Origin of the sequence: Streptomyces sp. NPDC058464, assembly GCF_042721035.1 — a bacterium.
Taxonomy (GTDB): Bacteria; Actinomycetota; Actinomycetes; order Streptomycetales; family Streptomycetaceae; genus Streptomyces.
The window spans coordinates 1-23,417 of sequence record NZ_JBHXMA010000008.1 but is presented as its reverse complement, the minus strand read 5'-3'; the positions used below and the strand labels follow the sequence as shown (position 1 = coordinate 23,417).

Here is a 23,417-nt window from a genome sequence, read left to right as displayed (position 1 = left end):
ACCGACCACCTGTTGTCGTGCGCTGCGTCCATCAGTCGGTCTCCATGAGGGGGACGGCTGCCTTGCCGGGAACGAGTCTCGCAGAGAACACGGCGAGCGATGTGCCGCGGTGGGGATCCGGCAACCCACGAGGAACCATGGATCTGCAGTCCACCGTCACCGCGTTCCCGCGGGCCACGCCGATCGACGGCATGGCCGGCGCCTGGACGTGGCGGCTGAACCCGGTGCTGAACTTCGCGGGGGCGCTGACCGGCGACGGCACCCGGCTTCTCCAGATGAACCAGGTGCGCCGGCACGACGAGGCGCTGGCGCGCGCGGTCCTGGCCTTCGCCCGCGCGCACGAGGCGGAGCTGATCGCCGAGGGGCGCTTCCTGACCTGCGTTGGCGGCTTCGAGGCGTCCGGATACTCCTTCGACGCCGTAGCGGCCGTCGTACCCGGGGTGCACGGCCACCACCGGGTCCAGAACCCCGACCTCACGCCCCTGACCACCATCGTCTTCCCCGCGTACCGGTGCGAGTTCTCGGGGCGGGAGACGCCGGAGGAGGCGGAGGCGAGGTATCACAAGATGCTGACCACCGCGGACATCGGCCGTGGCCCCATGCCGTTCCTGAAGATGCGCTTCGACCACCCCCGTACCGGCGGAGGCAGCGACAACCCGGGGCGTGCCCTGGCCCGGCCCGAGGTCCTGCCGGCCGAGATCCCGGAGCTGAGGAACGCACCCGGCGGGTTCGTGAAGTACGAGAACCACACCGGTGATGTGCGGCGCGTGCAGTGGGACCAGAACGGCACGTGGGTGCTCTCGGGCGCGTCAGGCAGCCAGGAGCTGGAGCTCGACGAGCTTCTGCCCCTGGTGGCGGAGAGCCTGTGCTGACCGTCCGGTCAGTGCGGTCAGGTGACCCGATGTCCGGCAGTCCCCGGCGGGGTCTGGCGGTCTACCGGCTCCTGCCGAGCCTGGGTGACTACGAGACGCTGCGGCTGAACGTCACGGACGCGGTCCGGCTCATGCGCTGGCAGGGGCAGGGGCAGGGGCAAGGGCAGGGAGGTGAGGAGGGGCGGCCCACCGGGTTGCGCGCCGAATGGCTGGACGACGACGGCACTCCCAAGAGCGAGTTTCCCAGCGGCAGCCCCGCCGCACCCGTTCTCAGCCGTCGGCTGGCCGAACGGTTCGGGGACGAGTTGCTGGCGGCTGGAAGCCTGGTGCCTGTGGAGATCGACAAGGCCGGGGGTGACGACTACGTCCTCTACGTGGTCGACCAGGTGGTCGACTGCCTTGATCTGCGCAGGTCGTCCAAGCCGAAGCGGAACGGTGAGGTCAAGAGGCCCGTGTACCGTCCCGAAGCACTGCCGGCTCGGCTGCCCGCCTTCCGGCTGCCGCAGTTCCCCCGTGCCGTCCAATGGAACGGCTGGGCAGTCGATCGGCTCCTCGGGCTCACCGGGGACCAGATCGAGGCCCGTCTGACCTGGTCCGAGGACCCCGCAGTCAAGCCTCATCGCGACCCCTGGGGATTCTGACGCGCCCGATCGGCGGGGACCGGTCCGGGAGCCGCGTCATCCGCGCCGGTTCGGTGTCCCTCGGGGCTTCTGAGCGCGCCCTGTCGGAGGCGGAGCGTCAGCGCAGGGTCGGCACCCCGCCTCCTTCGGTCCGGGTCAGCGTGACGCCGGTCAGACCGCGCAGTCGGCGTTCCGCCAGAGCCGTGAGCTGGCCGGCGGTCGGCGGGGCGGAGCCCAGGCCGATGGCATAGCGGACCGGGTTCGCGGTGAAGGGGCGGGGCCAGGCGTGGCAGTCGGGGACCGACGCCGAGAGGTCGGTGACGAGGGCTCTCATTCTGCCCCTCACCCGGCCTTCGTCCGCGCCCGGGCCCACCGTGAGGACCGCCCAGGCCGCGTGGCGGCGGTGGAGCGGGGGAGGGGCGAGGAGCTCGGCCGGTGGGCAGGGGTCCGTGGTCGCTTCCAGCAACTCCCAGGCCTGGAAAAGCTCTTGGACGACCAGGTCACGCATGCCCGCCGTCACCTGGTCGGTGCAGGGGCGTACGGGGGCGGAGGGTGTCGTGATGGTGAGGGGGAGGCGGGGCTGGGCTCGATCGTCTGTCCGGCCCACCGGCTGCCGCCAGTCCCAGGCCGCCCACGTTGCGAAGAAGTGCCGGAGGAGATCGCCCGGCGCGAGGTCGCCGGCCTCGGCCGTGGTGCGGGCGGCCAGGACGGACCAGGCCAGGCCCGGTATGCCTCCGAACGGTGCCGAGTCCAGGCCCCGGGCCTTCGCCCATGCCTTGACCTGCGTGGCCAGCCGGGTGAAGGCAACCCCGTGCCCGCCCACCGAGGCCAGCACCGCGTCGGCGTCGCTCACCGCGCTGAGCGCGATCGCGGCCTCCTCGCCCAGCTCGGTCCGGCGCGCAACCGCCTCCGCGGGGTCCGTCGATCCCGTGGTGACCACGACCAGGTCCACGTCCAGCCCGTCGATCCGCAACCGCAGACCGGGTACGCGGGCCCCGACCACCTCCCGCACACCCGTCGCCTCGGGGAGAGCGGCGGCCAACCGTGCCCGTACGGCGGGGAGTCCGACCGTGCCGGGCAGCACCGCCACCAGGTCCAGGTCCGCACCGGGCAGCGCGCAGCCCATACGCCGGGAGCCGACGGCATGGACGACACCGTCGGAGAACGTGTCCTCGATGCGGCGGGTGATCTCCTCGGCCATCCGCACCATGTCCTGCACCCCGCCCTGCGCGGCCTCGTCCGCCCACCGCACCTCGCCCGTTCCCAGCGTCACCGTGGCCCGCACCCGCATCGGCTCGTCCCCGCGCCGCGAAAGCAGTGCCAGCTCGCCGATCCTGACCGGCATCGGGGCGAGCCGGGCCGCGCAGGCGGTGGCCAGGGTGTTCGGGTCGGTGGTGCGGCCCAGGCTGAGGTGGGGGGTGAAGCCGGTGTGGCGGCCGCCGCAGCGGGGGAAGTGGCGCAGCAGCGTGCGGTGCAGGTCGGCCCAGGGCTCCTCACCCGCGGCGGCGGGGTCGAGCCAGACGGTCGCGTCGTCCCGGTGGCCGAACCACTGCACCCCCTCCAGCCGGGCGTCGAAGGGAGCGGTGGCGGTCGTCGCGAGCACCGCCGCCGCCCGTTCGAAGGTGTGTTCCGGTACGAATCCGAAGAGCAGGTTCACATGCGGGGGCCAGCGGTGGATCTGCGGGTCGTGGTCCCGGCGGATCTCCTGCAGCGGGGCCCACAGCTCCTCGGGCGGGAGCCACGCCAGCGCCGTCCGGGGCGTCGGTCCTTCGGCAAGGGACTCCAGGGCGTCCGCCTCCGGAGCGCCCACCGCGAGCTCTGCCAGGACACCGTAGTGATCGGAGATGTACGTCCCCTCCGTCGACGGCACGTCACCGCGGAGTTCGGCGCGCCTTGTCCGCAGCCCCTCCCCGCGCAGCAGCACCCGGTCCAGCCGTGAGACCCGGCCCGTCAGCGACGAGATCGCGGCCAGCGGGTTGCCGACCGGGTCGAAGGTCGGGGTCGCGTCGTCGGCGCCGTGCGCCTCGCTCCACGCGTCCCGCAGGCCCAGCAGCACCTGCGGTGTGCCGCCGCCGTCGTTGAAGTCGCCCATCAGGACCAGCTCGGCCTCCACGCCCGCCAGCCCCTCGGCGATGCGCGTGAGTTCCGTCGTGCGCCGTTCGGCGCCGTTCTCGGAGTGGTCGCTGCTCAGATGGGTCGCCGCGACGACCACGGGCCGTCCGCCCGCCTCCACGACGAGGGCGGTCACCGCCTTGTGCGGGCCCAGTTCGTGGTACGCGGCCTCGATGACGGGGAGCCGGCTCAGGAGCAGCAGACCGCACGCGTCGACGTCCCGCCCTCGTGGGTCCGTGCCCAGCGTCCAGCCCGCCCGCACCCACTCCTCGCCCAGCAGCAGGGCGAGGAGTTCCGCCTCGACCTCCTGCAACGCGATCACGTCCACGTCCGCGTCGCGCAGGGCCCGCACCAGCAGAGGCCTGCGCCGGGCACTGTCGATGCGGTCGGCGTCGTACCGGTCCCAGAGCGTGTTCCAGGTCAGTACCCGCACACCGCCGGATCCCCGCACACCGCCGGAGGAGTCCCCGCGTCGAGAGGGCGCGGGCCCCCAGTCCGCGCCGTCCCACGCGTACGGCGTACGGGCCGTGAAGAACGGTGCCCGGAGCAGCCGGGCCTCGCGAACCCGCCCCGCCTCCGTCGCGTCGATCCGGTCCGCCCCCGTGGCCCGGTCCCACACCACCTCGCCGTCGGCCTCGATGAACAGCACCCGGTGCCAGGGGATCTCGCCCCCGGGCACGAACGCGGGCAGCGGGACACGCTTCGGCGCGGCGCCGCGCTGGAGGACGCCGAGGACGAAGCGGGCCGGGTCGAAACGCGCGTCCCAGCGCACCCGGTGATAGATCTCCTCGCTCGTACGCACGCGTCAGACCTCTTCCTCGACGGTCCCGCTCGCCCCGATGTACCAGGTGCGATGGGCGTCGCCCGGATACGGCGGGACGAAGCGCCGCAGCTGGCCGGTGAGCACGTCGGGCGGCACCGGGTGCTCGCGGCGGGTGTTGCGCCGTATCAGCTCGTCCTCGGCGACCAGGACCACGGCGTGTGTGATCAGGGCGTCACGGCGGTGGGCGATCCCGTGCACCAGCGAGCGCTGCTGCTTGGTGAGGGACGTGGCGTCCCACACCACGGTCCCGCCGGCCGCCAGGGCCCGGTCCAGCCGGCCGAGCCCCTCGCGGAGGACCTCGCCGTTGGCCCGCTGGTCGGCGCGTGAGCCGCGCGCCTCGCGCAGGTCGTCCAGGGAGACGTACGCGTCCACGCCCGGGAGCCCGCGTGCGAAGGTGCTCTTGCCGCTGCCGGCCGGACCGACCGTCTGGACCAGCTTCGGGAACGCGCCGGACCGCCAGCGCCAGGTCGCCGCTACGGCCTCGTCGGTACCGCCGATCCGCCCCAGCGCGTACGCCTCCCGGGCCTCGGCCCGGCACCGGGCGGCCGTGTCGGCCGGCAGTTCTGCGAACACCTCCCGCAGCCCGAGATTCCGTACGTCCTCGGCGTGCAGCGCCGACCACTCCACCTGCTCGCGTGCCTCGTCGGTGTCCGCGGTGGCCCGGGCGACCGCATGCAGCAGACCCAGGTCGGCGGCGTACGACAGGCGCACCAGACCGGCCCGCCGGTCTCCGTCCGGAAACGGCAGGTGCAGCGCCGGGTGCAGCCCCACGAGGTCGGCGACCCGGCGGGCGAGCGGTATGCCCGCCACCGTGGCGAGCCGTGCCGCCAGCCGCCCCCGCCGCACTCCGTGCAGCAGCGCGGCCAGGGCACCGGCCAGCAGGTCGTCCCCGGACCGCCCCGCCGGATCGAAGCGCTCGACGGCCCGTGCGTCCCCCTCGCCGGGCAGCCCCGCGGCCTCCGCCAGTGCCCGCGCGTCGACGGCCGCTCCCGATCGCACCGCCCACAGCGCCGCGCCGGCCCCGAGCCCGTTCTCGACGACGGCCGCGTGCATCCAGTGCGTGTCCGTCCGCACATGTCCGGCCCGCACCCACTTGGCCACGCGTTCCCCGAACTCCTGCGCGCCGAACCCGTCCGCGACCCGGACGACGTATCCCTCCTGCCGACCGGGATCCAGCCGCAGAGCGCGCAGCGCCCGCTCGTCGAACACGCCTCGCCACAGCACCCTGGGAACGGGAACGCCCAGCCCGCGCAGGAAGACCACCGTCCGGTCCCAGTCCAGGCAGCGGCCCTCCGCGTCCCAGACCGAGAAGCCGTAGAAGTAGCTCTCCAGGTCGTCGTACGCGATGGAGTGCCGGGCGAACATGTTCTCTCCGCACACCCGCCACCCCTCGGGAACGGCGTGGCCGATCCGGGCCTGGAGTGCCTTGACCCAGGTGCGGGAGGGGTGAGGGGCCGAGTCCAGCGAACGGGCGTGCAGGCCGTCGGCGTAAAGGGTGGTGTTCTCGCCGTCGAGTTTCTCGGTCACGACGACCTCGCGGCCGCGCAGGCCGGACAGGTCGGTGACCCGGAGATCATCGGCGGTCGCGCCGGGCGACCAGGGCAGATGCCGGGTCCGTGGATAGTGCGTACGCATGGTGAACGTCCCCCGTGACAGCCGTTGTGCCTGCTCAGCGTAGGGGTGGGGGTGGCGGCGGGCGAGCGGATTACGGTGCGGCGGGGATCGGCCGAGGCCCTCGCGGACGCCGCCGGGGAGGGACCGGGTTTGACCTGCGTCACTCCGGGGGTATGCTCCCCGGCCCGATTGGCCAGCCCCCCGCCCTCTGTGGCAGACTGTCGGAGTTGCTCGGTCGAGTGTTGATGCTGCGCGCCTCCCGCCGGGAGGACCGGAAGCGAGTCCCACAGTACTCGTCGTCCTAACTGCCACTACGGCAGCACTGGGGCGGACGTACGGGAATCTTTCGGGAAGTGCGGTGCGGCACCGGCCAGGCACCCGGTGGGCCTTCCGCCCCCGGCTTGCGGTTCCGGAAGGGCCGTGCTTTCCCAGCAGGGATGCTCGAACAAGGGGCATCTGTGTCGGCGAGAGCGCGACACACCCGACCGCGTGGGTCGGAGAAGGATGGCGGAACCGCCGGGTTCCAGAGCGTGCAAAGACAGGACTACTGAGTAGCCATGGCGGGACAGAAGATCCGCATCCGGCTCAAGGCCTACGACCACGAGGTCATCGACTCCTCGGCGAAGAAGATCGTCGAGACGGTGACCCGAACTGGTGCGTCGGTCGCGGGCCCGGTGCCGCTGCCCACTGAGAAGAACGTGTACTGCGTCATCAAGTCGCCGCACAAGTACAAGGACTCGCGCGAGCACTTCGAGATGCGCACCCACAAGCGCCTGATCGACATCCTCGACCCGACCCCCAAGACCGTTGACTCTCTGATGCGACTCGACCTCCCGGCCGGTGTCGACATCGAGATCAAGCTCTGAGGCCGGTGATCTGAGAATGGCTAAGCAGATCAAGGGCATCCTGGGCGAGAAGCTCGGCATGACGCAGGTGTGGGACGAGAACAACCGTGTTGTTCCGGTCACCGTCGTCAAGGCCGGCCCCAACGTCGTCACCCAGGTCCGTACCAACGACGTCGACGGCTACGAGTCGGTCCAGATCGCCTTCGGCGAGATCGACCCGCGCAAGGTGAACAAGCCCCTCAAGGGCCACTTCGCCAAGGCCGACGTCACCCCCCGCCGTCACCTTGTCGAGATCCGTACGGCCGACGCCTCCGAGTACACCCTCGGTCAGGAAGTCACCGCCGAGGTCTTCGAGGCCGGCGTGAAGGTCGACGTCACCGGCAAGAGCAAGGGCAAGGGCTTCGCCGGTGTCATGAAGCGTCACAACTTCAAGGGCCTCGGCGCCGGTCACGGCACCCAGCGCAAGCACCGCTCGCCCGGTTCCATCGGTGGCTGCGCCACCCCGGGCCGCGTGTTCAAGGGCCTCCGCATGGCGGGTCGCATGGGCAACGAGCGTGTCACCACCCAGAACCTGACCGTCCACGCCGTTGACGCGGAGAAGGGTCTGCTGCTCATCAAGGGCGCGGTTCCCGGTCCGAACGGCGGCCTCGTCCTGGTCCGCACCGCGGCCAAGGGGGCCTGAGGTAACCGATGAGCACTGTTGACATCCTTTCGCCTGCCGGCGAGAAGACCGGTAGCGTCGAGCTCCCCGCGGAGATCTTCGGCGTGGAGAAGGTCAGCATCCCGCTGATCCACCAGGTCGTCGTCGCGCAGAACGCGGCCGCCCGCCAGGGCACGCACAAGACGAAGACCCGTGGCGAGGTCCGTGGTGGTGGCAAGAAGCCTTACCGCCAGAAGGGCACCGGCCGCGCCCGTCAGGGCTCGACCCGCGCGCCGCAGTTCGCCGGCGGTGGCGTCGTCCACGGCCCGCAGCCGCGTGACTACTCGCAGCGCACCCCGAAGAAGATGAAGGCTGCCGCTCTGCGTCACGCCCTCACCGACCGGGCGCGTCACAACCGCATCCACGTCGTCACCGGCGTGATCGCGGGCGAGACCCCCAGCACCAAGGCCGCTCGCACGCTGTTCGGCAAGATCTCGGAGCGCAAGAACCTGCTCCTGGTCATCGACCGTGCCGACGAGGCCGCGTGGCTGTCCGCCCGCAACCTGCCCCAGGTCCACATCCTGGAGCCGGGCCAGCTGAACACGTACGACGTGATCGTCTCGGACGACGTGGTCTTCACCCAGGCCGCCTTCGAGTCCTTCGTCGCCGGCCCGAAGGCCAACGACACCGAAGGGACCGAGGTCTGATGGCTACCCGCCACCCGAGCATCGCCTCGAAGGCCGCCAAGGCCGCCAAGGCCGCGCGCGTCGCCAAGGCGCGCCGCCACGAGGCCGAGGGCAAGAACACCGTCGAGACGCCGATCAGCAAGTCGTACACGGACCCCCGTGACGTGCTGCTGAAGCCGGTCGTCTCGGAGAAGAGCTACGCGCTCCTGGACGAGAACAAGTACACGTTCGTCGTCGCCCCGGGCGCCAACAAGACCCAGATCAAGCAGGCCGTCCAGGCGGTCTTCTCGGTCAAGGTCACCGGGGTCAACACCCTCAACCGCCAGGGCAAGCGCAAGCGCACCAAGACCGGTTTCGGTCAGCGCGCGGGCTCCAAGCGCGCGATCGTGACCCTCGCCGAGGGCGACCGTATCGACATCTTCGGCGGTCCGACCGCGTAAGCGGGTCGGATCGTCCGATATCGGACGAGGACTGAGAAATGGGAATCCGCAAGTACAAGCCGACTACGCCGGGCCGTCGTGGCGCCAGCGTCGCCGACTTCGTCGAGGTCACGCGGTCCACGCCGGAGAAGTCGCTGGTCCGCCCGCTGCACAGCAAGGGCGGCCGTAACAACGCCGGTCGTGTGACCGTTCGCCACCAGGGTGGCGGACACAAGCGCGCCTACCGAGTGATCGACTTCCGTCGTCACGACAAGGACGGCGTGCCGGCGAAGGTCGCGCACATCGAGTACGACCCCAACCGCACCGCGCGCATCGCGCTGCTGCACTACGCGGACGGCGAGAAGCGCTACATCCTCGCCCCGCGCAACCTGCAGCAGGGCGACACCGTGGAGAACGGTCCCGGGGCCGACATCAAGCCGGGCAACAACCTGGCCCTCCGCAACATCCCGGTCGGTACCACGGTCCACGCGATCGAGCTCCGTCCCGGCGGTGGCGCCAAGTTCGCCCGCTCCGCGGGTGCCTCGGTGCAGCTGCTCGCGCGTGAGGGCGCCATGGCGACCCTCCGTATGCCGTCCGGCGAGATCCGCATGGTGGACGCGCGCTGCCGCGCCACCGTCGGTGAGGTCGGCAACGCCGAGCAGTCGAACATCAACTGGGGCAAGGCCGGCCGCAAGCGGTGGCTGGGCGTTCGCCCGACCGTCCGTGGTGTCGTCATGAACCCGGTCGACCACCCGCACGGTGGTGGTGAGGGCCGGACGTCCGGTGGTCGTCACCCCGTGTCCCCGTGGGGCAAGAAGGAAGGTCGTACTCGTTCGCCCAAGAAGGCGTCGAACAAGTACATCGTCCGCCGCCGCAAGACGAACAAGAAGCGTTAAGGACTGGTTGAGATGCCTCGTAGCTTGAAGAAGGGGCCCTTCGTCGACGACCACCTGATCAAGAAGGTGGACGCCCAGAACGAAGCCGGCACCAAGAACGTCATCAAGACCTGGTCCCGCCGCTCGATGATCGTCCCGGCCATGCTGGGGCACACCCTCGCGGTGCACAACGGCAAGACCCACATCCCGGTGTTCGTCACCGAGTCGATGGTCGGCCACAAGCTCGGCGAGTTCTCGCCGACCCGCACCTTCCGGGGCCACGTCAAGGACGACCGGAAGTCGAAGCGCCGCTAGCAGCGGATCGCATTCAGACACGTAAGTAACTGAGAGGGACAACCATGGAAGCCAGGGCCCAGGCGCGGTACATCCGCGTCACGCCCATGAAGGCCCGCCGCGTGGTGGACCTGATCCGTGGCATGGACGCCACGGAGGCTCAGGCTGTTCTGCGATTCGCTCCGCAGGCAGCCTCCGTGCCGGTCGGCAAGGTGCTCGACAGCGCCATCGCCAACGCCGCGCACAACTACGACCACACCGACGCCGACAGCCTCTTCATCTCCGAGGCGTACGTCGACGAGGGTCCGACCCTGAAGCGGTTCCGTCCGCGCGCCCAGGGCCGTGCCTACCGGATCCGCAAGCGGACCAGCCACATCACCGTGGTCGTCAGCAGCAAGGAAGGAACCCGGTAATGGGCCAGAAGGTAAACCCGCATGGGTTCCGGCTCGGTGTCACGACCGACTTCAAGTCGCGTTGGTACGCCGACAAGCTGTACAAGGACTACGTCAAGGAAGACGTCGCCATCCGTCGGATGATGACGTCCGGCATGGAGCGCGCCGGTATCTCGAAGGTTGAGATCGAGCGCACCCGTGACCGTGTCCGCGTGGACATCCACACCGCGCGTCCCGGCATCGTCATCGGCCGCCGCGGCGCCGAGGCCGACCGCATCCGCGGTGACCTGGAGAAGCTGACCGGCAAGCAGGTCCAGCTGAACATCCTCGAGGTCAAGAACCCGGAGACGGACGCTCAGCTGGTGGCCCAGGCCGTCGCCGAGCAGCTCTCCTCCCGCGTCTCCTTCCGCCGTGCCATGCGCAAGAGCATGCAGTCGGCGATGAAGGCCGGCGCCAAGGGCATCAAGATCCAGTGCGGTGGCCGCCTCGGCGGCGCCGAGATGTCCCGCTCGGAGTTCTACCGCGAGGGCCGTGTGCCCCTGCACACGCTCCGCGCGAACGTGGACTACGGCTTCTTCGAGGCCAAGACGACCTTCGGCCGTATCGGTGTGAAGGTCTGGATCTACAAGGGCGACGTCAAGAACATCGCCGAGGTCCGCGCCGAGAACGCCGCTGCCCGCGCCGGCAACCGCCCGGCCCGTGGTGGTGGCGCTGGTGACCGCCCGGCCCGTGGTGGCCGTGGTGGCGAGCGGCGCGGTCGCAAGCCGCAGCAGGCTCCCGCTGCCGAGGCCCCCCAGGCCGAGGCCGCTGCCGCTCCGGCTGCTGAGAGCACCGGAACGGAGGCCTGACCGACATGCTGATCCCCCGTAGGGTCAAGCACCGCAAGCAGCACCACCCGAAGCGTCGCGGTGAGGCCAAGGGCGGTACGACGGTCGCGTTCGGCGAGTACGGCATCCAGGCCCTCACGCCGGCGTACGTGACCAACCGCCAGATCGAGGCGGCCCGTATCGCGATGACCCGCCACATCAAGCGTGGCGGCAAGGTCTGGATCAACATCTACCCGGACCGCCCGCTGACGAAGAAGCCTGCCGAGACCCGCATGGGTTCCGGTAAGGGTTCTCCGGAGTGGTGGATCGCGAACGTGCACCCGGGCCGGGTCATGTTCGAGCTGTCCTACCCCAACGAGAAGATCGCCCGTGAGGCCCTGACTCGCGCAGCCCACAAGCTGCCGATGAAGTGCCGGATCGTCAAGCGCGAGGCAGGTGAAGCGTGATGTCGGCCGGTACCAAGGCGTCCGAGCTGCGCGAGCTGGGCAACGAGGAGCTTCTGGGCAAGCTCCGCGAGGCCAAGGAAGAGCTGTTCAACCTCCGCTTCCAGGCGGCGACGGGTCAGCTCGAGAACCACGGTCGGCTCAAGGCCGTCCGTAAGGACATCGCGCGGATCTACACCCTGATGCGCGAGCGTGAGCTGGGCATCGAAACGGTGGAGAACGCCTGATGAGCGAGAGCAATGTGACTGAGCAGAACACCGCGGCGCGCGACAGCTTCCGCAAGACCCGTGAGGGTCTCGTCGTCAGCGACAAGATGGACAAGACCGTCGTCGTCGCCGTCGAGGACCGCGTCAAGCACGCGCTGTACGGCAAGGTCATCCGCCGTACGAACAAGCTCAAGGCGCACGACGAGCAGAACGCCGCGGGCGTCGGCGACCGTGTCCTCCTCATGGAGACCCGGCCGCTGTCCGCGACGAAGCGCTGGCGCATCGTCGAGATCCTCGAGAAGGCCAAGTAAATCTCCTGCGGGGCATCCCTCGCAGGACAGTTCCGCCAGGCTCCGGGCGGGTGTGTAGGTTTCACACCCGCCCGGGGAACCGGCAGACAAACAGGAGATAGACGTGATCCAGCAGGAGTCGCGACTGCGTGTCGCCGACAACACTGGTGCGAAGGAGATCCTTTGCATCCGTGTGCTCGGTGGCTCCGGTCGCCGCTACGCGGGCATCGGTGACGTCATCGTCGCCACCGTCAAGGACGCGATCCCCGGCGGCAACGTGAAGAAGGGTGACGTCATCAAGGCGGTCATCGTTCGCACCGTCAAGGAGCGCCGCCGTCCGGACGGCTCGTACATCCGCTTCGACGAGAACGCCGCTGTCATTCTCAAGAACGACGGCGACCCTCGTGGCACCCGTATCTTCGGCCCGGTCGGCCGTGAGCTGCGCGAGAAGAAGTTCATGAAGATCATCTCGCTGGCTCCGGAGGTGCTGTAAGCATGAAGATCAAGAAGGGCGACCTGGTCCAGGTCATCACCGGTAAGGACAAGGGCAAGCAGGGCAAGGTCATCGCGGCCTACCCCCGCGAGGACCGTGTCCTGGTCGAGGGTGTCAACCGGGTCAAGAAGCACACCAAGGCCGGTCCGACCGCTCGCGGTTCGCAGGCCGGCGGCATCGTCACGACCGAGGCGCCCGTCCACGTCTCCAACGTCCAGCTGGTCGTTGAGAAGGACGGCAACAAGGTCGTCACGCGTGTCGGTTACCGCTTCGACGACGAAGGCAACAAGATCCGCGTTGCCAAGCGGACGGGTGAGGACATCTGATGGCTACCACCACTGCTCCGCGTCTGAAGCTGAAGTACCGCGAGGAGATCGCGGGCAAGATGCGTGACGAGTTCAAGTACGAGAACGTCATGCAGATCCCCGGCCTCGTCAAGATCGTGGTCAACATGGGTGTGGGCGACGCCGCCCGCGACTCCAAGCTGATCGAGGGCGCCATCCGCGACCTCACCACGATCACCGGCCAGAAGCCGCAGGTCACCAAGGCCCGCAAGTCCATCGCGCAGTTCAAGCTGCGTGAGGGCCAGCCGATCGGTGCCCACGTCACGCTCCGTGGCGACCGCATGTGGGAGTTCCTGGACCGCACCCTGTCGCTCGCGCTCCCGCGTATCCGCGACTTCCGTGGTCTGTCCCCCAAGCAGTTCGACGGCCGTGGCAACTACACCTTCGGTCTCACGGAGCAGGTCATGTTCCACGAGATCGACCAGGACAAGATCGACCGTACCCGGGGTATGGACATCACCGTGGTGACCACGGCGACCAACGACGCTGAGGGCCGCGCGCTCCTTCGTCACCTCGGCTTCCCGTTCAAGGAGGCGTGAGCGAGATGGCGAAGAAGGCTCTGATTGCCAAGGCTGCTCGCAAGCCCAAGTTCGGTGTGCGTGGCTACACGCGCTGCCAGCGCTGCGGCCGTCCGCACTCCGTGTACCGCAAGTTCGGCCTGTGCCGCGTGTGCCTTCGTGAGATGGCTCACCGTGGCGAGCTGCCGGGCGTGACCAAGAGCTCCTGGTAATCCCCCTTTTAGGGATTCCCAGGGCTCTCGGTAAGCAATGGGCGTGTCAGGCGCCCTCCCTTCCATGGCTTAGGCTTGGAGGGTTGGGCGCCTGACAGTCGCCCGTACGACTTACTACGCCGTAGGTCCACCGCGCCGCACCCGTCCCGTCTCGGATCGGGGAGAGGGATGGCGCACCAGGAAACCCCGGCGAGAGAGGCCACAGGCCAATTCATGACCATGACTGATCCGATCGCAGACATGCTGACGCGTCTGCGGAACGCGAACTCGGCGTACCACGACTCCGTGACGATGCCGGCGTCCAAGATCAAGTCTCACATCGCGGAGATCCTCCAGCAGGAGGGCTTCATCACGGGCTGGAAGGTCGAGGACGCCGAGGTCGGCAAGAACCTCGTCCTGGACCTGAAGTTCGGTCCCAACCGTGAGCGCTCCATCGCGGGCATCAAGCGGATCTCCAAGCCCGGTCTCCGGGTGTACGCGAAGTCCACCTCCCTGCCCAAGGTGCTGGGCGGCCTCGGCGTGGCGATCATCTCCACGTCGCACGGGCTCCTCACCGACAAGCAGGCCGGCAAGAAGGGCGTAGGCGGGGAAGTCCTCGCCTACGTCTGGTAGCAGAAGGGAACGGAGGAAACAGCTATGTCGCGTATCGGCAAGCTCCCCATCGCGGTTCCCGCCGGCGTGGACGTCACCATCGACGGCCGCACGGTGCAGGTCAAGGGCCCCAAGGGCGAGCTGACCCACACCATCGTGGCTCCGATCGACATCGCCAAGGGCGAGGACGGCACTCTCGCGGTGACCCGCCCCAACGACGAGCGTCAGAGCAAGGCCCTGCACGGCCTGTCCCGCACGCTGGTGGCGAACATGATCACCGGCGTGACCCAGGGTTACGTGAAGAAGCTCGAGATCAGCGGTGTCGGTTACCGCGTGACCGCCAAGGGCTCGAACCTTGAGTTCGCGCTCGGTTACAGCCACCCGATCCTGGTCGAGGCCCCCGAGGGCATCACCTTCAAGGTCGAGGCTCCGACCCGTTTCTCGGTCGAGGGCATCGACAAGCAGAAGGTCGGCGAGGTCGCGGCCAACATCCGCAAGCTGCGCAAGCCCGACCCGTACAAGGCCAAGGGCGTCAAGTACGAGGGCGAAGTCATCCGCCGCAAGGTCGGAAAGGCGGGTAAGTAAGCCATGGCATACGGGCAGAAGATCCTCAAGGGCGACGCCTACAAGCGCGCCGCGATCAAGCGCCGTCACATCCGGATCCGCAAGAACATCTCCGGTACGGCGGAGCGCCCCCGTCTGGTCGTGACCCGCTCCAACCGCCACATCGTGGCGCAGGTGATCGACGACCTGAAGGGCCACACCCTGGCGTCCGCGTCCACCCTGGACGCGTCCGTCCGCGGTGGCGAGGGCGACAAGTCCGCGCAGGCCAAGCAGGTCGGCGCCCTGGTCGCCGAGCGCGCCAAGGCCGCCGGTGTCGAGGCCGTGGTGTTCGACCGTGGTGGTAACCAGTACGCCGGGCGCATCGCCGCCCTGGCGGACGCCGCCCGCGAGGCCGGGCTCAAGTTCTGAGCCGCTTGTAGCTAGCGGAAAGAGAGAGGTAATCCAATGGCTGGACCCCAGCGCCGCGGTGGCGGTGCCGGTGGCGGCGAGCGGCGGGACCGGAAGGGCCGTGACGGCGGCGCTGCTGCCGCCGAGAAGACCGCGTACGTTGAGCGCGTTGTCGCGATCAACCGCGTCGCCAAGGTTGTGAAGGGTGGTCGTCGCTTCAGCTTCACCGCGCTCGTTGTGGTGGGTGACGGTGACGGCACCGTGGGTGTCGGTTACGGCAAGGCCAAGGAGGTGCCGGCCGCCATCGCCAAGGGCGTTGAGGAGGCCAAGAAGCACTTCTTCAAGGTCCCGCGTATCCAGGGCACCATCCCGCACCCGATCCAGGGTGAGAAGGCTGCCGGCGTCGTTCTCCTCAAGCCGGCTTCGCCGGGTACCGGTGTGATCGCCGGTGGTCCCGTGCGTGCCGTCCTGGAGTGCGCCGGTATCCACGACGTGCTGTCGAAGTCGCTCGGCTCCGACAACGCGATCAACATCGTGCACGCGACCGTGGCGGCCCTGAAGGGTCTGCAGCGTCCCGAGGAGATCGCGGCCCGCCGCGGTCTGCCGCTCGAGGACGTCGCTCCCGCCGCTCTGCTCCGTGCGCGTGCCGGGGCGGGTGTGTGATCATGGCGCAGCTCAAGATCACGCAGGTCAAGTCCTACATCGGCAGCAAGCAGAACCACCGTGACACCCTGCGTTCCCTTGGTCTCAAGGGCATCAACACGCAGGTCGTCAAGGAGGACCGCCCCGAGTTCCGCGGCATGGTGCACACCGTCCGCCACCTCGTGTCGGTCGAGGAGGTCGACTGATCATGGCGGAGCAGAACCCGCTCAAGATCCACAACCTCCGTCCGGCCCCCGGCGCCAAGACCGCCAAGACCCGTGTCGGTCGTGGTGAGGCGTCGAAGGGTAAGACGGCCGGTCGTGGTACCAAGGGTACGAAGGCCCGTTACCAGGTTCCGGAGCGCTTCGAGGGTGGCCAGATGCCCCTCCACATGCGTCTTCCGAAGCTGAAGGGCTTCAAGAACCCGTTCAAGACCGAGTACCAGGTCGTGAACCTCGAGAAGCTGGCCGCGCTGTACCCGGAGGGTGGCGAGGTCACCGTCGAGGGTCTCGTCGCCAAGGGTGCCGTTCGCAAGAACAGCCTCGTCAAGGTCCTCGGCCAGGGTGAGGTCTCCGTGGCGCTGCAGGTGACGGTCGACGCCGTCTCCGGCTCCGCCAAGGAGAAGATCACCGCCGCCGGCGGCACCGTCACCGAGCTCGTCTGATCATTTCGGACGTCTCGATGACGTAAGCATTTCCCGACCGGGGATACCTCACAATGGGGTATCCCCGGTTGGTCGTTCCTAGGGGGGCAGTACGGCCGGTAAGGTGGCCAGCACTGTTCTTTTTCCCATTCGTCGAACCTCAAGACCGTCACCCTTGACGCAGTTGCGCGGGGGTCGCAGGAGGCACCGTGCTCACCGCGTTCGCCCGGGCGTTCAGGACGCCCGACCTGCGCAAGAAGCTGCTCTTCACGCTCGGCATCATCGTGGTGTACCGGGTCGGTACCCACATCCCGATCCCCGGCGTCAACTACAAAGCCGTCCAGACGTGTGTCGGCGAGGCGTCCGGCAACCAGGGCCTGTTCGGTCTTGTGAACATGTTCAGCGGTGGCGCGCTGCTCCAGATCACGATCTTCGCGCTCGGCATCATGCCGTACATCACCGCCAGCATCATCCTTCAGCTGCTGACCGTGGTCATCCCGCGTCTGGAAGCCCTGAAGAAGGAGGGCCAGGCGGGCACGGCGAAGATCACGCAGTACACCCGTTACCTGACGGTGGCGCTCGCCATCCTGCAGGGCACCGGCCTGGTGGCCACCGCCCGCAGCGGCGCCCTGTTCTCCGGCTGCACGGTCGCTTCCAGCATCGTCCCGGACCAGGCGATCTTCACCACGATCACCATGGTCATCTGCATGACCGCCGGTACGGCCGTCGTCATGTGGCTCGGCGAGCTGATCACCGACCGCGGCATCGGCAACGGCATGTCGATCCTGATGTTCATCTCGATCGCCGCGACCTTCCCGTCCGCGCTGTGGACCATCAAGAAGCAGGGCACCCTGGCCGGCGGCTGGATCGAGTTCGGCTCGGTCATCGCGGTGGGCCTGGTCATGGTCGCGCTGGTGGTCTTCGTCGAGCAGGCCCAGCGCCGCATCCCGGTGCAGTACGCGAAGCGCATGATCGGCCGCCGTTCCTACGGCGGTACGTCCACGTACATCCCGCTCAAGGTCAACCAGGCGGGTGTGATCCCGGTCATTTTCGCCTCGTCGCTGCTCTACATTCCGGCACTGGTCGCCCAGTTCGCGGGCGGTACCTCGAGCTGGAAGACGTGGATCGAGACCAACCTGACCAAGGGCACGCACCCGGTTTACATCAGCATGTACTTCTTGCTGATCGTTTTCTTCTCGTTCTTCTACGTGGCGATCTCCTTCAACCCCGAGGAAGTCGCCGACAACATGAAGAAGTATGGTGGCTTCATCCCGGGCATCCGGGCTGGCCGACCGACCGCTGAGTACCTGTCGTACGTGCTCAACCGGATCACCTGGCCGGGTTCGCTGTATCTGGGGCTGATCGCTCTCGTGCCGACGATGGCGTTGGTGGGCTTTGGGGCAAGCAACAACTTCCCGTTCGGTGGTACCAGCATCCTGATCATCGTGGGTGTGGGTCTGGAAACGGTGAAGCAGATCGAGAGCCAGCTTCAGCAGCGCAATTACGAAGGGTTCCTCCGCTGATGCGAATCGTCCTCGTCGGGCCGCCTGGCGCCGGTAAGGGAACGCAAGCCGTTCGCCTTGCCAAGGAGCTGCAGATCCCGCACATCTCCACGGGCGACCTGTTCCGCGCCAACATCAGCCAGAAGACGGAGCTCGGGAAACTCGCGAAGTCCTACATGGACGCCGGCAACCTGGTCCCCGACGAGGTCACCATCGCCATGGCCAAGGACCGCATGGAGCAGGAGGACGCCGTGAACGGCTTCCTGCTGGACGGTTTCCCGCGCAACGTCTCGCAGGCCGAGGCGCTCGACGAACTGCTGACGACCGAGAAGATCAAGCTGGACGCCGTGCTCGACCTGGAGGTCTCGGAGGACGAGGTCGTCAAGCGGATCGCGGGCCGCCGCATCTGCCGCAACGACTCGTCCCACGTCTTCCACGTGACGTACACCCCGCCGAAGGTCGAGGGCGTCTGCGACATCTGCGGCGGCGAGCTGTACCAGCGCGACGACGACTCCGAGGACACCGTCCGGACGCGGCTCGAGGTCTACCACACGCAGACCGAGCCGATCATCGACTACTACAAGGCTCAGGGTCTGGTCGTGACGATCTCCTCCCTGGGTCCGGTGGACGAGATCACGCAGCGGGCGCTCGAGGTACTCAAGCGCGAAAAGGCCGAGAACAAGTAGATCGCGCCGTCCGACCGGTCGCGGTGCCCTCAGGGGCGCCGCGACCGTCGTGTTTGTGCACGCAGCCCGGCGGACAGCCCGGCGGACGAGGTCGTCAAGCGGATCGCATGGTTCCTTGTCATATTCATGCCCAACTCTTAATTGATGTGGACATGAAGTCCGTAGGACACATAGTGTTCACAGCGACCTCACCGGCAACACCGGTGATGCACAACCTAGTTGGGGGAACAGTGATCAACTCGAAGCTCGCTCGCGCGGCCATGGTGGTCGGCGCGTCCGCCGCCCTGGTGGTCGGGCTGAGTGCTTCGGCGCAGGCCGACAGCGACAAGCAGATCAACCTTCCGTCGAGCCGTGGCTACATGCACTTCCACGACGACGGCGATGTCTTCTCGGTCTGTGACACCAAGGCCGACGGGTACGGGGTGACCGGTGCTCTGTGGGTCCGGAACTCCGCCGGCATCACGTCGAGGCTGTGGACCCTCGACGACGGCGGCGACTCCGGCTGCGACAAGAAGGGCGAGAACATCGGCCAGCTCTCCGTCTACAAGATGGAGGTCTGGTGGAACGGGGGCGGCGCTGCCGTCTGGTCGCCGGACTGGTTCAACGAGTGAACCGCGGGTGAGTTCGCCCTCGGCCCAGGCGCCTTGATGCTTCACCTGCCCGTGGGCTGAGATCGATCGCAGAGGGGCTGCTCCGGTATCGCGGGAGCAGCCCCTTCCTCGTTGTCCCGCACCCCGACCGGCCGGATCCCGGTCCCCGTCGTCATTCCCGTGGAGGTTCGAGCATGGCTCCCGACCCGCATGCCCGCGCGGCGTTCACCACGTCCTCTCCCAAGGCGCGACCAGCAGCGGAATCCGCCGAACGGCGGCCGCTGCCTCGCCCTCGCCCTCGCCCTCGCAAGGCTCGACGCCTGCTGGTGGCTGCCGCCGTAGCGGTGCTCGTCGCCGTGGGGCTCGCGGTGCCGCTCGCGCTGCGCGGCGGCGACACGCATGAGAGGGCCGCCGGCGTGCCGGATGCCAAGGACGTGGCGGCGCACCCGGACCAGTCGCCGCCTCGGGAGCTGATCGCGGCGGGGCGGACCGCCGTCTCGGCGTACTACACGGCGAAACTCGTGAAGCAGCCGGACGGGAACGCGATCGGCACCTACGAGTGGCGGCTGCTCGACACGGCCACCGAGCGGTACGAGAAGACCGACTGGGCCTGGCTGGACGTCGCCCCCGGGACGCGGACCGCGGCGGTGCTCGAGCGTGATCTGCCCGTCCGCCGGATAGGGCTGCTTGACCTGGCCACGGGAAAGGTGCGGCGCTGGATCAAGGTCGACCGGAGCGTCGGCGGCGTGCAGTTCTCACCGGACGGCAGCCGTCTGCTGGCGACGGCGTACCGCCTCAACCCGGACGGTCTGTTCAAGGACGCGTCCTACCGCTGGAACGACGAGACCGTCCCGGGACCGAAGCAGAGCCGCACCGGCTTCTACGTGATCGACGTCGCCTCCGGCAGGGCGGACTTCGCCGAGCGGCCGGCCAGGAAGAGCGAAGCCCCCGCCGCAGGTCGTCAGGACTTCTCCTGGAGCCGGGACGGGAAGCTGGTGTGGGAGTCCGGCGGCAACAAGGCGATCTACTATGACGTGACCGGCAGGAGGAAGCCCGCCCCGGATCAGGAAGCGGGTACGTCCTCCCCGGAGGGGCTCCGGTCCCCTGACGGAACCCTGGTGACCGGCGCCTTCGTGGGGGAGGGCGACGACATCGTCTCCGAGATCCGGAACGCGAGGACCGGCGGGCGGGCCGCGGTGGTCCCCGGCCAGCAGCTGCTCGCCTGGGCCGACGACAGCCACCTCATCGCCTGGCGGTGCGATCCCGAGCAGTGCAGCCCCGGCAAGGGCGAGTTCCGCAACCAGCTGATCCTGGTCGGACTGGACGGCAAGGTCACTCCGCTCTCCGGCTTCCGGACGCCGGATCTGCAGGACGAAGGCCGCTGGACCCCGCTGCTCACCCGGCGCTGACCGGGGTGCGGCCGTGATCGGCGCGACCGCGTGTTGCCGCGCCGCCAGGTGGCCGTACTGTTGCGGTGTACAAAACAGGACCCGCACCCGTGAGGAAGCAGAGCTGATGGTGCAGATCAAGACCCCCGAGCAGATCGCCAAGATGCGTGAGGCGGGGCTGGTCGTCGCCGCCATTCACGCGGCGACGCGTGAGGCAGCGGTGCCCGGGGCCACGACCAAGGATCTGGACCAGGTCGCGCGCAAGGTGCTCGCGGAGCACAACGCGAAGCCGAACTTCCTCGGCTACGGCGGCTTCCCCGCCACCATCTGCACGTCCGTCAACGACGTCGTCGTCCACGGCATCCCCTCCGAGGACGTCGTTCTCAAGGACGGCGACATCATCTCCATCGACTGCGGTGCGATCATCGACGGCTGGCACGGCGACGCTGCCTACACCGCCTTCGTGGGCTCCGGCCACGCTCCGGAGCTGATCGAGCTCTCCCGGGTGACCGAGGAGTCGATGTGGGCCGGCATCGCGGCGATGAAGCAGGGCAACCGGCTGGTCGACGTCTCGCGGGCGATCGAGACGTACATCCGCCGCCAGCCGAAGCCGGGCGGCGGCAAGTACGGGATCATCGAGGACTACGGCGGCCACGGCATCGGCACCGAGATGCACATGGACCCGCACCTGCTGAACTACGTCGACCGGCGGCGGGGCAAGGGGCCGAAGCTGGTGTCCGGGTTCTGCCTGGCCATCGAGCCGATGGTGTCGCTGGGGACACCCCGGACGGAGGTCCTGTCGGACGACTGGACCGTGATCACGACGGACGGTACGTGGTCGTCGCACTGGGAGCACAGTGTTGCGCTGACCGCGGAGGGTCCGCTGGTGCTGACGTCTCCCGACGGGGGTAAGGCGAAGCTCGCCGAGCATGGGATCACGGCTGCGCCGGATCCGCTGGGCTGAGCATTTTTCGACGGTGCCGGCCGGTGTGGGCTGAGCGCGCAGTTCCCCGCGCCCCTTACGGGGCGCTGCGCGCTTAATGATCTGCCTTCTGGGGCAGGCTTTCACGATTCGTCTTTCCGGGTGCGCTGACGTAGACTGACTCGTCGGCTCTCGTGCACCCGCATGTCCGCATGCGCCCGCAAGGGAAGCGTGGGAGTCGATCAAGGTAGTCGATTCGAAGGGCGAAGCGTGGCCAAGAAGCAAGGTGCCATCGAGATCGAGGGCACTGTCGTCGAGTCTCTTCCGAACGCCATGTTCAAGGTCGAGCTCCAGAACGGCCACCAGGTCCTGGCACACATCAGCGGCAAGATGCGTATGCACTACATCCGCATCCTCCCTGACGACCGGGTCGTGGTGGAGCTGTCTCCGTACGACCTGACGCGTGGCCGGATCGTCTACCGATACAAGTAGATCTTGCCCACGTCCCGCGCGAGCGGGGCCGCCGGCAACTGACCCGGAGAACCTCAATCCCATGAAGGTCAAGCCGAGCGTCAAGAAGATCTGCGACAAGTGCAGGGTGATCCGCCGTCACGGTCGGGTCATGGTCATCTGCGAGAACCCGCGCCACAAGCAGCGCCAGGGCTGACGCAGGACCAATCCCTCTGCATCGACATCGCAGAGATTCGCGCGACGCGAGCTGAAATGTTCATACGCAGGACCCAGGCGCCACGGTGCCTGACACCCCCGGTTCGGAGGCCGGGGACCCAGTTCGTACCTGGTACGGCGGCTGGGAACCGGTTCTGCGGAAGACCTCCGAAGATCACCAGGAGCCATTGAATGGCACGCGTTTCCGGTGTTGACATCCCGCGCGAAAAGCGCGTGGAGGTCGCCCTCACCTACGTGTTCGGCATTGGCCGGACACTCTCCCAGCAGACGCTGGCCGAGACCGGTATCGACCCGAACACCCGCGTTCGCGACCTGACCGAAGAGCAGCTGGTCGCCATCCGCGAGTACGTCGACAACAACATCAAGACCGAGGGTGACCTCCGTCGCGAGATCCAGGCCGACATCCGCCGCAAGGTCGAGATCGGCTGCTACCAGGGTCTGCGTCACCGTCGCGGCCTGCCTGTCCGCGGTCAGCGCACCAGCACCAACGCCCGCACCCGCAAGGGCCCGCGTCGCGCCATCGCCGGCAAGAAGAAGCCGGGCAAGAAGTAGTCCGCAGCGGACAACGCTTCATCAGCGGTCTTCGCTGTAGGACCGACCACCTCCCCGTAGGAGTTACTAGATGCCCCCCAAGGGTCGTCAGGGCGCTGCCAAGAAGGTGCGCCGCAAGGAAAAGAAGAACGTCGCTCACGGCCACGCGCACATCAAGAGCACGTTCAACAACACGATCGTCTCCATCACGGACCCGTCCGGCAACGTGATCTCCTGGGCCTCCGCCGGCCACGTCGGCTTCAAGGGCTCCCGGAAGTCCACGCCGTTCGCCGCGCAGATGGCCGCCGAGTCGGCTGCCCGCCGCGCCCAGGAGCACGGCATGCGCAAGGTCGACGTGTTCGTGAAGGGCCCGGGTTCCGGTCGTGAGACCGCGATCCGCTCCCTGCAGGCCACGGGCCTCGAGGTCGGCTCCATCCAGGACGTCACCCCGACCCCGCACAACGGCTGCCGTCCGCCGAAGCGTCGTCGCGTCTGACCTCGTTTCGCAGGGCTGCTCGGGCGGTACGGCTCCGTAAGGGGCGTACCGCCCGTACCCTTGCAGTACCCGCGCCCTTCACGGGCGCGGTCCCGTCGGACGTCAAATAGTGGGCGTCCACGAAAGAAGGATCTGATCCACACATGCTGATCGCTCAGCGTCCCTCGTTGACCGAAGAGGTCGTCGACGAGTTCCGTTCCCGGTTCGTGATCGAGCCGCTGGAGCCGGGCTTCGGCTACACCCTCGGCAACTCCCTCCGCCGT

Annotated in this window: 34 protein-coding genes and 1 pseudogene; 33 read left to right on the top strand and 2 right to left on the bottom strand. The window is 68.3% G+C overall.

Features of this window, described 5'->3' with window-relative positions:
- Positions 1-137: 137 nt before the first annotated feature.
- A complete protein-coding gene (locus ACFWPQ_RS13105; RefSeq protein ID WP_384032745.1) occupies positions 138-872 on the top strand; it encodes a hypothetical protein in 735 nt (244 codons plus the stop codon).
- Positions 873-901: 29 nt separating this feature from the next.
- Complete coding sequence (locus ACFWPQ_RS13100) at positions 902-1,513, top strand: hypothetical protein (RefSeq protein WP_384032743.1); 612 nt, start codon at positions 902-904, stop codon at positions 1,511-1,513.
- 97 nt (positions 1,514-1,610) lie between these two features.
- On the opposite strand, the gene ACFWPQ_RS13095 is transcribed toward ACFWPQ_RS13100, so the two are convergent.
- Positions 1,611-4,406 carry a poly(A) polymerase gene (locus ACFWPQ_RS13095; RefSeq protein ID WP_384032741.1) on the bottom strand — a complete coding sequence of 932 codons (2,796 nt, stop codon included), beginning with the start codon at positions 4,404-4,406 and terminating at the stop codon, positions 1,611-1,613.
- Positions 4,407-4,409: 3 nt separating this feature from the next.
- Positions 4,410-6,062, bottom strand: a complete 1,653-nt coding sequence (locus ACFWPQ_RS13090; protein WP_384032739.1) for an RNA ligase family protein — start codon at positions 6,060-6,062, stop codon at positions 4,410-4,412.
- Between the two features lie 536 nt (positions 6,063-6,598).
- Here ACFWPQ_RS13090 and rpsJ point away from each other — a divergent pair.
- From rpsJ to ACFWPQ_RS12935, 31 genes and pseudogenes are all read left to right on the top strand, one after another.
- Positions 6,599-6,907, top strand: a complete 309-nt coding sequence (gene rpsJ / locus ACFWPQ_RS13085) for a 30S ribosomal protein S10 (protein WP_003948644.1) — start codon at positions 6,599-6,601, stop codon at positions 6,905-6,907.
- Between the two features lie 16 nt (positions 6,908-6,923).
- Entirely contained in the window at positions 6,924-7,568 is a 645-nt protein-coding gene (rplC, locus tag ACFWPQ_RS13080) for a 50S ribosomal protein L3 (RefSeq protein ID WP_062706771.1), read from the top strand.
- An 8-nt stretch (positions 7,569-7,576) separates the two neighbouring features.
- Positions 7,577-8,233 carry a 50S ribosomal protein L4 gene (gene rplD, locus ACFWPQ_RS13075; protein WP_384032737.1) on the top strand — a complete coding sequence of 219 codons (657 nt, stop codon included), beginning with the start codon at positions 7,577-7,579 and terminating at the stop codon, positions 8,231-8,233.
- Positions 8,233-8,652 (top strand): 50S ribosomal protein L23, encoded by a 420-nt coding sequence (gene rplW / locus ACFWPQ_RS13070; protein WP_189268840.1) that lies wholly within the window; start codon positions 8,233-8,235, stop codon positions 8,650-8,652. The genes rplD and rplW overlap by 1 nt, the downstream gene beginning before the upstream one ends.
- 38 nt (positions 8,653-8,690) lie before the next feature.
- Positions 8,691-9,527, top strand: coding sequence for a 50S ribosomal protein L2 (gene rplB, locus ACFWPQ_RS13065; protein ID WP_093499642.1), 837 nt, complete (start codon positions 8,691-8,693; stop codon positions 9,525-9,527).
- A gap of 12 nt (positions 9,528-9,539) precedes the next feature.
- Positions 9,540-9,821, top strand: coding sequence for a 30S ribosomal protein S19 (gene rpsS, locus ACFWPQ_RS13060; RefSeq protein ID WP_003992359.1), 282 nt, complete (start codon positions 9,540-9,542; stop codon positions 9,819-9,821).
- A gap of 44 nt (positions 9,822-9,865) precedes the next feature.
- A complete protein-coding gene (rplV, locus tag ACFWPQ_RS13055) occupies positions 9,866-10,213 on the top strand; it encodes a 50S ribosomal protein L22 (protein WP_003974262.1) in 348 nt (115 codons plus the stop codon).
- On the top strand, positions 10,213-11,040 hold the full coding sequence (gene rpsC, locus ACFWPQ_RS13050) for a 30S ribosomal protein S3 (RefSeq protein WP_093499641.1): 828 nt from the start codon (positions 10,213-10,215) through the stop codon (positions 11,038-11,040). The genes rplV and rpsC overlap by 1 nt, the downstream gene beginning before the upstream one ends.
- Before the next feature lie 5 nt (positions 11,041-11,045).
- Positions 11,046-11,465 carry a 50S ribosomal protein L16 gene (gene rplP / locus ACFWPQ_RS13045; RefSeq protein ID WP_030788270.1) on the top strand — a complete coding sequence of 140 codons (420 nt, stop codon included), beginning with the start codon at positions 11,046-11,048 and terminating at the stop codon, positions 11,463-11,465.
- The gene (rpmC, locus tag ACFWPQ_RS13040) at positions 11,465-11,689 is read left to right on the top strand and encodes a 50S ribosomal protein L29 (RefSeq protein WP_018564811.1); all 225 of its coding nucleotides are present in this window, start codon (positions 11,465-11,467) and stop codon (positions 11,687-11,689) included. Before rplP ends, rpmC begins: the two co-directional genes overlap by 1 nt.
- A complete protein-coding gene (gene rpsQ, locus ACFWPQ_RS13035; protein WP_384032734.1) occupies positions 11,689-11,979 on the top strand; it encodes a 30S ribosomal protein S17 in 291 nt (96 codons plus the stop codon). The genes rpmC and rpsQ overlap by 1 nt, the downstream gene beginning before the upstream one ends.
- 103 nt (positions 11,980-12,082) lie before the next feature.
- Positions 12,083-12,451 carry a 50S ribosomal protein L14 gene (rplN, locus tag ACFWPQ_RS13030; RefSeq protein ID WP_003992364.1) on the top strand — a complete coding sequence of 123 codons (369 nt, stop codon included), beginning with the start codon at positions 12,083-12,085 and terminating at the stop codon, positions 12,449-12,451.
- A 2-nt stretch (positions 12,452-12,453) separates the two neighbouring features.
- On the top strand, positions 12,454-12,777 hold the full coding sequence (rplX, locus tag ACFWPQ_RS13025) for a 50S ribosomal protein L24 (protein WP_030967306.1): 324 nt from the start codon (positions 12,454-12,456) through the stop codon (positions 12,775-12,777).
- Positions 12,777-13,334, top strand: a complete 558-nt coding sequence (gene rplE / locus ACFWPQ_RS13020; protein WP_123974794.1) for a 50S ribosomal protein L5 — start codon at positions 12,777-12,779, stop codon at positions 13,332-13,334. Before rplX ends, rplE begins: the two co-directional genes overlap by 1 nt.
- A gap of 5 nt (positions 13,335-13,339) precedes the next feature.
- Positions 13,340-13,525, top strand: a complete 186-nt coding sequence (locus ACFWPQ_RS13015) for a type Z 30S ribosomal protein S14 (RefSeq protein ID WP_003948630.1) — start codon at positions 13,340-13,342, stop codon at positions 13,523-13,525.
- 213 nt (positions 13,526-13,738) lie between these two features.
- Positions 13,739-14,137 carry a 30S ribosomal protein S8 gene (rpsH, locus tag ACFWPQ_RS13010; RefSeq protein WP_089099428.1) on the top strand — a complete coding sequence of 133 codons (399 nt, stop codon included), beginning with the start codon at positions 13,739-13,741 and terminating at the stop codon, positions 14,135-14,137.
- A gap of 24 nt (positions 14,138-14,161) precedes the next feature.
- Positions 14,162-14,701: a 50S ribosomal protein L6 gene (gene rplF / locus ACFWPQ_RS13005; protein ID WP_089099427.1), complete on the top strand. Its 540-nt coding sequence runs from the start codon at positions 14,162-14,164 to the stop codon at positions 14,699-14,701.
- 3 nt (positions 14,702-14,704) lie between these two features.
- Complete coding sequence (gene rplR / locus ACFWPQ_RS13000; RefSeq protein ID WP_020941679.1) at positions 14,705-15,088, top strand: 50S ribosomal protein L18; 384 nt, start codon at positions 14,705-14,707, stop codon at positions 15,086-15,088.
- Positions 15,089-15,124: 36 nt separating this feature from the next.
- The gene (gene rpsE / locus ACFWPQ_RS12995; RefSeq protein ID WP_030860989.1) at positions 15,125-15,730 is read left to right on the top strand and encodes a 30S ribosomal protein S5; all 606 of its coding nucleotides are present in this window, start codon (positions 15,125-15,127) and stop codon (positions 15,728-15,730) included.
- 2 nt (positions 15,731-15,732) lie between these two features.
- Entirely contained in the window at positions 15,733-15,915 is a 183-nt protein-coding gene (rpmD, locus tag ACFWPQ_RS12990; protein ID WP_006140898.1) for a 50S ribosomal protein L30, read from the top strand.
- Positions 15,916-15,917: 2 nt separating this feature from the next.
- On the top strand, positions 15,918-16,373 hold the full coding sequence (rplO, locus tag ACFWPQ_RS12985) for a 50S ribosomal protein L15 (protein ID WP_361943823.1): 456 nt from the start codon (positions 15,918-15,920) through the stop codon (positions 16,371-16,373).
- 188 nt (positions 16,374-16,561) lie between these two features.
- Positions 16,562-17,875: a preprotein translocase subunit SecY gene (secY, locus tag ACFWPQ_RS12980; RefSeq protein ID WP_384032731.1), complete on the top strand. Its 1,314-nt coding sequence runs from the start codon at positions 16,562-16,564 to the stop codon at positions 17,873-17,875.
- Positions 17,875-18,540 carry an adenylate kinase gene (locus tag ACFWPQ_RS12975; protein ID WP_361282973.1) on the top strand — a complete coding sequence of 222 codons (666 nt, stop codon included), beginning with the start codon at positions 17,875-17,877 and terminating at the stop codon, positions 18,538-18,540. Before secY ends, ACFWPQ_RS12975 begins: the two co-directional genes overlap by 1 nt.
- Positions 18,541-18,770: 230 nt before the next feature.
- Positions 18,771-19,151, top strand: a complete 381-nt coding sequence (locus ACFWPQ_RS12970) for a hypothetical protein (protein ID WP_361282975.1) — start codon at positions 18,771-18,773, stop codon at positions 19,149-19,151.
- A 305-nt stretch (positions 19,152-19,456) separates the two neighbouring features.
- On the top strand, positions 19,457-20,539 hold the full coding sequence (locus tag ACFWPQ_RS12965) for a hypothetical protein (protein WP_384032729.1): 1,083 nt from the start codon (positions 19,457-19,459) through the stop codon (positions 20,537-20,539).
- A 106-nt stretch (positions 20,540-20,645) separates the two neighbouring features.
- On the top strand, positions 20,646-21,482 hold the full coding sequence (map, locus tag ACFWPQ_RS12960) for a type I methionyl aminopeptidase (protein ID WP_384032727.1): 837 nt from the start codon (positions 20,646-20,648) through the stop codon (positions 21,480-21,482).
- Between the two features lie 228 nt (positions 21,483-21,710).
- Positions 21,711-21,932 (top strand): translation initiation factor IF-1, encoded by a 222-nt coding sequence (gene infA, locus ACFWPQ_RS12955; protein WP_003948620.1) that lies wholly within the window; start codon positions 21,711-21,713, stop codon positions 21,930-21,932.
- Positions 21,933-21,993: 61 nt separating this feature from the next.
- On the top strand, positions 21,994-22,107 hold the full coding sequence (rpmJ, locus tag ACFWPQ_RS12950; RefSeq protein WP_003998809.1) for a 50S ribosomal protein L36: 114 nt from the start codon (positions 21,994-21,996) through the stop codon (positions 22,105-22,107).
- Positions 22,108-22,298: 191 nt separating this feature from the next.
- Positions 22,299-22,679: a 30S ribosomal protein S13 gene (gene rpsM / locus ACFWPQ_RS12945; RefSeq protein ID WP_031167100.1), complete on the top strand. Its 381-nt coding sequence runs from the start codon at positions 22,299-22,301 to the stop codon at positions 22,677-22,679.
- A 70-nt stretch (positions 22,680-22,749) separates the two neighbouring features.
- A complete protein-coding gene (gene rpsK, locus ACFWPQ_RS12940) occupies positions 22,750-23,154 on the top strand; it encodes a 30S ribosomal protein S11 (protein ID WP_003956432.1) in 405 nt (134 codons plus the stop codon).
- Positions 23,155-23,297: 143 nt separating this feature from the next.
- Positions 23,298-23,417 (top strand): annotated as a pseudogene (locus ACFWPQ_RS12935) (DNA-directed RNA polymerase subunit alpha); the annotation flags it as partial.